Source organism: Kutzneria chonburiensis, assembly GCF_028622115.1.
GTDB lineage: Bacteria > Actinomycetota > Actinomycetes > Mycobacteriales > Pseudonocardiaceae > Kutzneria > Kutzneria chonburiensis.
In genome coordinates this window covers 6166213-6177312 of sequence record NZ_CP097263.1, presented here as the reverse complement: position 1 = coordinate 6177312, position 11100 = coordinate 6166213, and the positions used below count along the sequence as shown (strand labels likewise).

At 69.1% G+C, this 11100-nt stretch carries 7 protein-coding genes; 2 read left to right on the top strand and 5 right to left on the bottom strand.

Translation table 11 applies throughout. From position 1 onward, the window contains the following. Window positions 1–32: 32 nt before the first annotated feature. The gene (locus M3Q35_RS27955) at window positions 33–1169 is read left to right on the top strand and encodes a trypsin-like serine protease (protein ID WP_273935508.1); all 1137 of its coding nucleotides are present in this window, start codon (window positions 33–35) and stop codon (window positions 1167–1169) included. Beyond that, a complete protein-coding gene (locus M3Q35_RS27950) occupies window positions 1166–1546 on the top strand; it encodes an RICIN domain-containing protein (protein ID WP_273935507.1) in 381 nt (126 codons plus the stop codon). The genes M3Q35_RS27955 and M3Q35_RS27950 overlap by 4 nt, the downstream gene beginning before the upstream one ends. 56 nt (window positions 1547–1602) lie before the next feature. Here the strand turns inward: M3Q35_RS27950 and M3Q35_RS27945 are convergent, their stop codons facing one another. The 5 genes from M3Q35_RS27945 to M3Q35_RS27930 all read right to left on the bottom strand — a co-directional run bounded on the left by M3Q35_RS27945 (window position 1603) and on the right by M3Q35_RS27930 (window position 11053). After that, window positions 1603–4083, bottom strand: coding sequence for a M14 family zinc carboxypeptidase (locus tag M3Q35_RS27945; RefSeq protein WP_273935506.1), 2481 nt, complete (start codon window positions 4081–4083; stop codon window positions 1603–1605). Window positions 4084–4267: 184 nt separating this feature from the next. Continuing rightward, window positions 4268–5236: an SbcC/MukB-like Walker B domain-containing protein gene (locus M3Q35_RS48560; protein ID WP_337960480.1), complete on the bottom strand. Its 969-nt coding sequence runs from the start codon at window positions 5234–5236 to the stop codon at window positions 4268–4270. After that, window positions 5158–8292: a TIGR02680 family protein gene (locus M3Q35_RS27940; RefSeq protein WP_337960479.1), complete on the bottom strand. Its 3135-nt coding sequence runs from the start codon at window positions 8290–8292 to the stop codon at window positions 5158–5160. The genes M3Q35_RS48560 and M3Q35_RS27940 overlap by 79 nt, the downstream gene beginning before the upstream one ends. Next, window positions 8289–9524, bottom strand: coding sequence for a TIGR02678 family protein (locus tag M3Q35_RS27935; RefSeq protein ID WP_273935505.1), 1236 nt, complete (start codon window positions 9522–9524; stop codon window positions 8289–8291). Before M3Q35_RS27935 ends, M3Q35_RS27940 begins: the two co-directional genes overlap by 4 nt. Continuing rightward, window positions 9521–11053: a TIGR02677 family protein gene (locus M3Q35_RS27930; protein WP_273935504.1), complete on the bottom strand. Its 1533-nt coding sequence runs from the start codon at window positions 11051–11053 to the stop codon at window positions 9521–9523. Before M3Q35_RS27930 ends, M3Q35_RS27935 begins: the two co-directional genes overlap by 4 nt. Between the last annotated feature and the right edge of the window lie 47 nt (window positions 11054–11100).

Sequence of the window (11100 nt, the reverse complement as noted above, 5' to 3'; positions counted from 1 at the left end):
ACCATTGAGCTCCACAGAGAAAGCGATCTGTCATGCGAAGAATTCCCCGTCTGCTCACGGTGTTCGGCGCGATGGCGCTGTGCGGCGCCGCGGCCGTGCCGACGGCGGCCGCCGACACCGGCCGGTCGCCGGCCGTCGAGGACTACGGATATCCCGGCGCCGCACAGGTTCTCGCCGACCGGGGGATCACCCTGCTCAAGGGCGATGGGCACATCACCTTCGTCACGTGCAGTGGGACCGGCTTGATCGAGGTCCGCAGCACCAACGTGCCCGGTGACCACGGCTCCGACCTGTACCACTACTGCTTCAAGATCGACGGGCCGGTCGGCGACCTGACCCTGAACATTCCCAACGCCTATCAGGTCAAGGGCGACAACCACGACGTGCAGGCCACGGTGACGGTCAACGACAAGACCAGCACCGTTGCGGTGGACAAGAACGGCTGGACCGGCGTTGGCGTCGGCGCCGGTCCGGACCCGGCCACTCTGCTGGAGATCAAGGCAACCGGCGGCTCGTCGACCCCGCCGGCCACCGACTACCCGTACCTGGCCAAGGTTGCCGTCGGCGCGCCCACCTCGGCCAACGGCCGTGGCTGCACCGGTTTCCTCGTGGCCCCGCGCTGGCTGGCCACCGCGACCAGCTGCTTCGCCGACGACCCGGCCTCGCCCGGCACCGTCCAGGCCGGTGCGCCGAGCCAGGCCAGCACCGCGACCTTCCCGAACGGCGAGGTCGCCACGATCACCTCGCTCACGCCGCGGACCGAACGTGACTTCGTGCTGGCTCAGCTGTCCAAGCCCGTGACCGACATCGCCCCCGCGCTGCTGGGCTCCGCCGTCCCGGCCGTCGGCGACAACCTGACCGTCGTCGGCTACGGCCGTACCGCCTCGACGTGGGCCCCGCTCCAGCCGCACGCCGGCGCCTACAGCGTCGGCTCGGTCGACGCCACCACCGTCGCCGTCTCGGCTTCCGTCGACACCTGCAAGGGCGACGCCGGGGGCCGGCGCTGCGTAACGGCCAGATCGTGGCCATCAGCAGCGTTTCCGCCCAGCACGGCTGCTTCGGTTCCGCCGCAGGCACTTCGGGTTCCACCGAGGTCCGCACCGACGACCTCGCGTCGTGGATCAAGCAGACCACCGGCGCGCACAACGGCCCGCTGCAGAACGGCATGAACCTCACCAAGTGCCTGGACGCGCAGACCTTCCAGGCCGGCACCGTCACCGGCACCGTGCAGGTCTGGGACTGCAACGGCGGCCCGCAGCAGTCCTGGAGCGGCGCGGCCGACACCCAGCTGCACAACGGCATGGTGACCACCAAGTGCCTGGACGCGCAGACCCTCGACGGTCGGACGCTGACCGGTTCGATCCAGGTGTGGGACTGCAACGGCGGCCCGCAGCAGCAGTGGATCCTCGACCCGTCCAACCACACCCTGCACAACGGCATGGACAACACCAAGTGCCTGGACGCGCAGACCCTGGACGGCAAGACGTTGACCGGTTCGATGCAGGTGTGGTCCTGCAACGGCGGGCCGCAGCAGCAGTGGTTCTAGTTTTGCGTTGACCCGTTCGCGGTGCCACGCCGTTGGCGTGGCACCGCGAACTTCTGTTACCTGGCCCCGCCGGACAGACGCTGCTTCTGCGCGTGCGCCGAGCGGGTGCAGACCTCGCCGACGTCCACGGTCTGGCCGCGGTCGGCGAAGACGTCGGCCACGCCGACCAGCTTGCCCTTGGGCGAGGTGCAGGTCAGTTGGTAGGCCTCCTTCGGGCCGTAGGTGGCCGGGATCGGCGCGGCGAACGAGACGTCGCCGGTCCAGTCGTCGACCGCGTTCGGGTCGGTCTGGTCGAAGTTCACCGCGACCGCCTTGTAGTCGCCGGCTGGCGGGTCGAACAGGACCGCGTGCTCGGAGGTCGTGCCGCCGTTGGCCGACGACGTCACCAGGTTGCCGGCGGCGTCGTAGACGTAGAGGTCCCAGTCCGTGGTCGGGTGCGCCCAGTTGATGTTGACGCTGAGCTTTCCGTTGTCCGCCTTGGGCAGCCCGTCGACGTGGAAGGTGAAGCTCTCCGCCGTCGCGTTGTTCGGGTAGTCCTGGTTGATCGGCGGCACGCCCGGCGGGTTCGTCACGGCGAAGCCCGGCTGGACCGGGCCGCGGGGGTCACGCCCGTAGCGGCCGGCCACGTAGGGCCGGGTCGACGGGTTGACCGACCAGGCGAAGCGGCCGCCGGTCGTGGTGAACGTCGAGTTCAGGTCGTCGGTGTAGTAGATCGGCGGCGCGGTCGTGCCGTCCGGCTGGATCACCGGCGAGGTCGGCGTCTGGAACGTCTTGTGCAGCTTGAGCTGGTAGCCCTTCGGCGCCGAGCCGATCAGCGTGGAGTGCTGCGCCGGGTCGGCCGCGTTGCTCAGGAAGTCCAGGAACGCCTGACGGTTGCCGCCCTTGCCCGCGCCCGCCGCCGGGGCCAGGCCTTCGTACTCGGCGACCACGCTGTCCGCGTACGGGCCGTGGAAGCCGTTGCCGCCCACCTCGATCGTGAAGCCCCAGCCGCCGGTCGTCCAGTACGACCAGTCCTCCGTGGTGCCGGTCGTGTCGTACAGCTGCCAGCTCGGCTCACTCGTGTATCCGTTGCGGGAGGCCATTTTGTCGCCCAGCGCCTTGTACGCCGGCTCGTCCAGCGGCGGCCGCGTGTCGGCGATGCCCGGCGCGCGCAGCACCAGCGCCGCCACCGTGTGCAGCGTCATCAGGTTCGTCACCTGGCGTGACGACACCAGCCAGCGGACGTTGCGCGTCTCCGGCTCGGAGAACGGGGCCGAGCCGCGGAAGGTGTCGCTGCTCCAGGACACGCTGGCGCCCGGGCCGCCCCAGAAGCCGGCGTAGTTGCGGTTCGGATCCGTGCCGCGCACCCGGCCGCCCGGGTTCGCCTTGCACACGCCCGTCGCGTACTTCGGCGGCGAGTCGTTGACGTTGCAGTTCTTGCGCTTCATCTCGTAGTCGAACGTGCTGAAGTCACCCTTCGGCTCCGCCTCGCGTGAAATGTCGAAGCCGTCCGGGTTGATGATCGGCACCACGATGTTGCGCGTCTTCCCGACCAGGGCCCGGATCGCGTTGTCGTGGTTGTAGCCGTTGATCAGCTCGTAGGCGAACTCCATCGCGTGCTCGCCGGCCGGCCATTCCCGGGCGTGATGCACACCCATCGTGAAGTCCACCGGCTTGCCGTCACTGATGTTCTTGACGTCCGTGGCGATCTCCATGCCCACCACGTCGCGGCCTTCCCAGGTGGATTCCGGCATGGTGAAGGCCGACACCAGGTTCGGGTACTTGCGGGCCAGCTCCTTGATCTCGAACTCGTAGTCGTACAGATGCCGGTACGTCGTCCGCCCCGACGGCAGCGCCGAGCTCTCCGTCTTCGCCGCGTACGCCCGATCCGTCGCCGCGTCGGTTATGGACTTCTGCGCCAGATTCGGCTCCACGACCGTCGACTTGAACCCCGCGTCCTGCAGCGTCTTGCGGTCCTTGGCATCCGCCAGCACCACTTCAACGCCCGTCGCGTCGCCCTTCTCCGTGACGTCCAGCCCCAGCGTGTTCAGCCGGTTCTTGTCCGCCCTGGTAGGCGTTTCCACCCTCACCAGCTCCGGCGGCGTTGCCGTCGACGTCCCTTGCGGCGTCAGCGCCAGGAAGTCCACCCCCAGCTCCACCGTCTTGGCCTGGCCCGCATACCGACAGGCCTGCACGACGAGCTGTTGCCCCTTCTTCACAAAGCTTTCCGCCACCTCGCGGCTACGCAGCGCTGCCGACGCCGCCACCACACTGCCGGTGGCCTTGTCGAACACCGCGATATCCCAGTCGCCTTCCACCCCCTTGGTCGGCTTCAGCCTCGCCTGCACCAATCCGTCCACTGTGGACGTGAATTCCCGGCGGTCGGTCCCTTGCGCCCCTTGCGGCAGCTCCGCCGCGAAGCACGACCTCGTCACCGCCCTATCCGCCTTCAGCACATTCGGCGCCGCCTCCGCCGTCCCCGGCAGCGCCACGAACACCCCGGCCAGCACCACGCCGACCGTGCCCACCACCAGCCGCTTTCTCGGCAATTGCCCCACAGCCACCCCTCCTCGACCGAGCGCACCGGAAGCTTTCGACCGTAAGAGGAGCAACCGGGCACCCGTAACCGCCGGAAGTCGGGACAACGCCGAGACCCTTGCAGCTATCGGCCGCTCGGCGCAGCCCGTCACCTGCGCCTTTCAGTCCCGCGCCGAGCTCAGCACCTCAGCAGCGGTGAGGCGCTCAGGAATCCGGGACCAGGTCCCGGCCGTTCCACACGAAGCGAGCCGTGGTGACCGCGTTGTCGCCGTCACCGGTGAGCAGCTGGTGGATCGCGATGCCGTCGAGTTCCGCGTAGGTGCACCACTCGTGGTCCGAGGTCAGCATGAGGTCGAGGTCCAGCGCGGACAGCAGGGCGAAGACCTGCCCTCGGTTGCTGCTGTCCACCCCGACGAAGACCTCGTCGAGCAGGATGACGCGCGGCGCGGTGGGCACGGCCTGATAGTGGGCTGCGACGGCTGCGAACAGGGGCAGGTGCAGCGCGATGGCCTTCTCGCCGCCGGACAACGCGCCGTGCAGCTTCCGGGTGAGCAGCTGCCAGCCCTCGCCGTTCGCGCGGTCCACCTTCACCACGAACTGGTGCCACGCGGTGTAGTCGAACACCTCCGCCAGCTGCTGCTCCCAGCTCGTGGCTGTGTCGTTCGACTTCGCCTGCTCGATGCGGTCCCGGAAGAACTGGTGCAGAGATTCACGGTCCGACTCCGTCAGCCGGACCGGGTCCTTCAGCAGCAGGTCCCGTGCCGCCCTGGTGCCGGTTGGCAGGTTCGGCGCGACCTGCCAGACGAGCCGCACGGCGACCTTGGACGCCGTCCGAACGCGTTCCAACCGGTCGTTCATCGCATCCACCAGCTCACCGGCCTGCCGGATGCGCGCGGCCAGGTGCCGGCGGGTATCGCCGGTCAAGGTCTGGTCGAACAGCTGTCGTTCCCGCTCGGTGATCTCCTGCCGGCTCTGCTCGGCGTCGGCCCGCAGGATGGCGAGCAGCTCGGCGGCGCCGACCCGGACGCCGTCCACGAGCGCGGTGAACATCTGCACGTCCTCGTCCGCCTCCAGGTCGAGGTCGGCCCGCGCGCTCAGCGCCGTACGGCACTCGTGCACGGACTCGGAGAGGCGGTGCAGCGCGTCGCCGAGATTGTTCGGCTCGTGTGGCACGTTCGGCCACGTGGACGCCACCGAGCGGGCGGCGTCGAGCGCCGCTCGGACACCGTCGGACGCTGTGAGCGTCGCGGCGAGTCCACTGAGATCCGGGAAACCGCTGTCGGCCGACAGGGTCCCGCCGGCGAGGTGACGGAAGCGACGCGCAGCGTTGTCCCGCACCACCAGCGCCCCATCGCGGGCCTGGATGTCGGACTTGCGCCGCTCGCCCAGCTCGCCGAGTCGGATGGCGAGGTCGGATGCCTTTGCCCGCGCGGCCACCAATCCCTTGGCCAGGTCGGATCGCCGAATGCGCAGGTCGCGCAGCTCGGCGAGAACCTCCCGGTACTCGACGCCGACGGTGCGTTCGACGGTCTCCAGCTTCGCGGCGAGCCGGCGGTGTTCTCCTCGGCCTCGGCGGCGTCGTGCTCCCGTTCGCCTGCGACGGCGCCTGATCGGGCCGCCCAGTCGGCCGCCGTGTCCCGTTGACGGCGGGCGGCCATGAGCTCGTCGTGGCTGTCGAGCCAGATCTCCGCCTGATCCCGAAACGCTTCCACCGCACGTTCGACGTTGTCTAGCGCGGCCCGATCGGTCGGCATGCCGTGCTCGGCCGCGAGGACGGTCAACTCATGTAGTGACGCGCTTACCGCGGATTCGCGTTTCGACAGCGTGTCGAGCTGCTTGCGCACGTGGCGGTTCGCCGACTCGACGTCAGATTCCTTACGGGTCAGCGAATCCCTTGCCGCCCGCACATCGCCGTACGGAGGGCGGGCCGCGCGCTCCCGGGCGAGAGCCGATCGCCGCGCCTGGATGGCCTGCAACCGTGACGCCAGTGCGCCGAGCTCGGTGTCGAGCTGATCGATCTGGGCCCGCAGTTCGCCCATTCGCCGCTGCCTGGCCCGTTCCCGCGCGACCGCGCCGATGTACGCGGCATGCGGCTTTTGCCAGCTGCCGACCAGATTGCCCAGTCGCCAGCTGCCATCGGCCCCGACCGCCGCCGGATGCCCGGCCGGCGCACGGTCACCGTATGCGACGCCGGCGAGGAGCCGAGCCACGACGCTGGCCGGCACGACCGCATCCCTCTCTGGGATCAACACGTCGGACAACGACTGCCCGGCCGCCGGTGGCACGGCTTCGGCCACCGCGAAGACGTCGTGGCCGGTCACCGCGCCATCTGCGCCGACCCACGCATCGAGCACGCCAGCCGACTGCAACGCGGCCTCGATCGACGCCTGCGTCGACTCCGGCACCGAGTCGGCGAAACGCACCAACCGCCACAGCGGCGCCCCGGCCATGGTCGAGCGGTCCGCGGTCCGCGTCGGCGGTGCCTCCGGCGGCAGATCCTGCTTTTTCCCAAGGGCATCGAGCTCGTCGGCGAGACCGTCCCGTTCGGACTTTTTGGCATCCTGCTCGGCCTCGGTCGACGATTCGGCCCGCACCAGCACGTCGGTCGCCGAGCCGGCCACGGCATCGACATGCTCGAGCAGGGCCGCCTCGTTCTCGACCAACTCGTCGAACATGTCGAGATCGGGAAACGCGAGTTCCCGGCAGTCGCGCGCCCAGGCTCGAAGATCGTCGACGAGGCGGGTCAGCGCCTGTTCGCACCTCTCGGCCGCCTCGGCGCGACTTTCCTCAGCCGCGGAAAGATCGGAGCGCGCGTCTTCGAGGTCGGTCTCCGCTTGTTGCCGACGGTCCACGGCCGTTGCGTGCTCGGCCAACGCGTCGCGGACAAGGGCGATCTGCCTTGCCCGGCCTTGCACGGCTGCGCGGAGCAGCACCCGCGACTGCTTGGCTGCTGTGGTCAGGGTTTCGGTGACTTCAGCATGCACGCCGATCAACCCCGCCCGAGCCGCGGCCTGGCGGGCGTCGGCCGCCCGGACCGCCTCGGTGCCAGCGCGCAGCTCGGCATCGCGCTCGGCGTTCGCCGCAGTCTCGGCATCCTTGACAGCTTGCCGGCGCTTCGCTTCCGCGTCCGACCGTGCGGCAACAGCACGGGATTCTGCCGCGGATGTGTGCTGCCGTAGCTGGTCGAGTTCGTGGCCGTGCTGGTACGCGTCGCTCTCGACGAGCCCGGCGATCCGCGCCTGGGTTTCCTCCTCGTCGACAACAAGCGTTTCGATCCGCGCTTCGGTCTCGGCTTTCTGCTCGGCCACCTGGTCGTGCTGCTCGGCCGACCGCCGGGCGGACTTGGTGAGATTGTCCAGCTCGGTGGTGGCCGAGATGAGCGTGGCGGCCGCGGCCCGCAGCACCCGTTGCGCGTAGGTCCGCTGCCGGCCGCCGAGCGTGCGGGCCGCCGTGACCTCCGCGTCCAGGGCTGTGAGACGTTCCCGCTGCCGGTCCAGTCGCTCGAAACCCTCGGCGAGATCGGCGATCTCCTGCTGGTCCAACGGAGGCAGGGCCCGTGACAGCAGTGTGGACAGCAGTGACGGGTCGAGCCGCTGGGACAACTTCGGCGTCCGCAGCTGCAACAGCGCGGTGATCAGCGCGTCGTAACGCTGCTCGCTCAACCCGGGAAACAGCGTCGTGCGGATCGCCGACCGGTATTCGGTCGCGTTGCCGTGCAACAAGCCGTGGTCACCGAGTGCCTGTTCGAGCGCGTTTCTGGTCAGCGGTGTGCCCGAGTCGGTCACCAACTCCAGCCCGTCGCCGACGCGCAGGGTCGTGGTGAAGTAGTCGGCATGTACGGCCGTCGTGTGGTTGCTTGCCTGGAGTCGTGCCCCGCAGCTGAACCACGTGTCGCCCTGGCGGAACTCGACCCACACGTAGCCGACCCGGGTGGTTCCCGATGCGCCGTCACCCATGAGGTTCCAGTGCATCGTCCGTTCGCTGGTGCCGAACGTCGACAAACGGTTGGCGCGCAGGTTCGCGTCGAAAAGGTACGGCAGCAACAGCTCCAGCGCCTTCGACTTGCCGCTGCCGTTCTCCCCGCGCAACAACAGCCGGCCCCGCTGGAACTCGAAAACCTCGTCGTAATAACGCCAGACGTTGAGAATGCCCGCTCGCGTCGGGACCCAGCGATGCGCCTCACGTTCAAGGGGCTCAGCCGCGCGCCACGGCAGCTCGGTGATCGTCATCGCTGCGCCTCCGCGTTGTCCTGATCAGCACTGCGTGCCCCGCTCACGGCGTATCGCGCCGCCGCCGGCAGCGGATGCACCACGCCGTCGCCAATTCGGACCAGGCCGAATCCGCGCAGCACAGCCAGCGCATCGGTGACGAGTTCGGCGGGGCCGTTGTCGCCGCGATACGCCTTGGCCCAGGAGGGAAATCTTGTCAGCAACGCGCTGGCCGTCAGCCGGAGTTGTTCGATGGTGACGGCCATGTCCATGCTGTCCAACAGCAGCAGCGCCGCCACCTTGGCATTGCTGCTGTCGTCGGGAAAGCGGCTGTCGGTGGCGATCCCGTCCGGATCGACGAGCAGCATGCCCTCGGCCCGTTCTTCGAGGAGGAAGCCGCTTTCGCCGGCTGCCCGCCGCACCAACTGCCGCCCGGTCGGCGAGTTGAGGTACGCGCGTTCGTCGTCGGTCAGATCATCAAGGTAGACAACGGGGTCGTCGACCAGCCGCCGGAAGACGGAATGCCGCAGCCACAGATTCCGCTGCACGTCAGAGACCGGCGTCGTGCCGACGACGCCATAACGCCGTTCTCGTGACACAGCCGCCAACAGCTCGTCCAGCCGCGTCGGCACCTCGTCGATCGGCACGGCCAGCTGCGAGACGCCGGTCGTGGTGGCCAGCAGCCGCATGAGCAGCGCCGCATCGACCCGATACAACACCTTCGCCTCAGCGGAGTCCACATAGGACTCCGTTGCGCCGTCCACCACCTCGACGACGCCAAGCGACTCGAACATCCTGAGCACGTCGACGAAAGCCATCCGCTCCCCGCGAGCCGACGCGTCGAACGTCGTCAGCACCTCGTCGGTGGCGGTGGCCCTGGTGACCCGGTCGGCCAGCAGGCCGATGGTCGTCACCGGTGCGGCCAGCAACTCGGCCCCCGCCACGCAGAGCAGAACGTAGCGCCGCCGGTCGAACGGCGCGCGTCCGGATCGATGCCTGCGCGGCGGCCGGCTGGCGTCCGCCATCGCCCTGACTTTCGCCAGCCGGGCGTAGCCAAGGCGCGGTTCGACGACCAGGGACCAGCCGCAGTAGTACTCGAACCACTTCTTGATCGGGTCGCGCCGACGGCGCACCAGATCGAACGACTCGGGCGCACCACGTTCGTGGATCAGCGGCGTCGCGAGCAGAAGTCGGATGCCCCGCGCCACCTCGTCGCGTTCGGCGATCACCAGCTGGTTGGACAGGTTGCTCATCGCGCTGCTTCTTTGACTTGGCGGCCGCCGAACGCCCGGATCTCGATCTCGTAGTCCGGTCCGCTGAACCGCCCACGCGGCGTGATCAGCTGCGCCACCGCCCCGTCGGCCGGATCCCGCAGCACGATCTCGATCTTGCCGTCGCTGGTCGTGCTTCGCCGCGTGCCGGCCGCTGACGGACTGCTCGCGAGCGCCTTGCCGAGCAGGTCCAGCAGCCGCTCGAACACGCTGTGGTCGAGCTTTCCGAAGTGGGACAACCGCACTCGGCCGTCGGTGTCGAGCATGTCCCATGCGGCTTCCAGTTGGGCTCGCTCCGCCAGAGCCTGCTCGGCGCGGGCTGCCTTGATCGCCGCGACTTCGCGGACCCGGCCGGTCCGGCTGAAGCGTTCCGTCCGTCCGGACGACCGCAGCAGGACTGACACTGCGACCGGGTCGGCCTCGGCCCAGGTGGCCGACGAGCTCACCAGCTCCGGATCCGGGTGACCGAGATGGGCATGCCGGGCCGAGCTGAGGCCGAACGCCGTCGCCCACAGCCGGTGGAGATCGTCCTGTGCCGGCAACACCGTGAACCACCTTGCCAGCTCACGGAAATCAGCCACCGCGCTACTTGCTCGACGTCGCGACTCCGTGATCCGGTCCAGGACCTGGAGCAGGGTGATGATCGCGCGACGCGCCACCAGACGCAGCTGTTCCACCCGTGGGCGGGCGCCGTCCGGCGGCAAGAACCAGGCACACAGCCCCTCCCAGCGTGCCTGGCGGTGCGCCAGCCACTCGGGTCCGGGGTCCGTGCCGGAGATCTTCGGCAGGTCGGCGCCGCGGAGCGCACGGAGATGCAGCCGGCTCGCGCCGTGCTCTTCGAGCTGCCCGATCCGGGCTTCGATCGTCCGGGCCCGCTGGTCCAGATTCGTGACGAATTCCTGTAGGTACGCCACAGTCGCCGCTTTGACCTCGTGGAAGGTCGACAGGTCCGCGCCGTCAGCCCGGAGCAGCCTTTGCAGCTCGCCGTTGAACTGCTTCGTGTTCGTGCTGAGGGCTTCGAGATGGCCCTCGAGCTCCATCACCGTCGTGAAGATCCGCCGGTCCGCGCCGTCGTCCGCCAGCAGCGTGAGCAGGTCACCCAGCCGGTCCGCGATCGCGTCCAGCACCGCCGTCTGCAGTGCCCCGGTCGAGGCGAGCACCGACAACGCGTGCAGCACGCCCGCGAACGCCGCTTCTCCGCGCCTGGTCAGCGAGTACTGGAGGTTGTTCCGCTCGTAGTCCGCGGCGGTCAGGTAGTTCTCCGCGTGGTTCTGGTTCACGTCCACCAGATCCCACTCGCGCAGCTGTCCCAGCGCCCTGGTGAGGTCTTCGTCCTCCAGCGCCTCCAGCCGGCCCACCGCCCGCAGTCTGGCCCGCAGATCGTCCAGGCTCAGCGCCGTTTCCAGGCGCTCATTGGCTTCCGTGAAGGCGTGCAGCACCGAGATGTAGAGCCCGGCGCGGTCCCCGCTGGTGAACCGGAACATCTCCGCCGGGACGCGGATCGGTTCCACCCAGCCTCCCCACTGCGTTTGCCCGTACATCGTCCGCCGACGTCCTG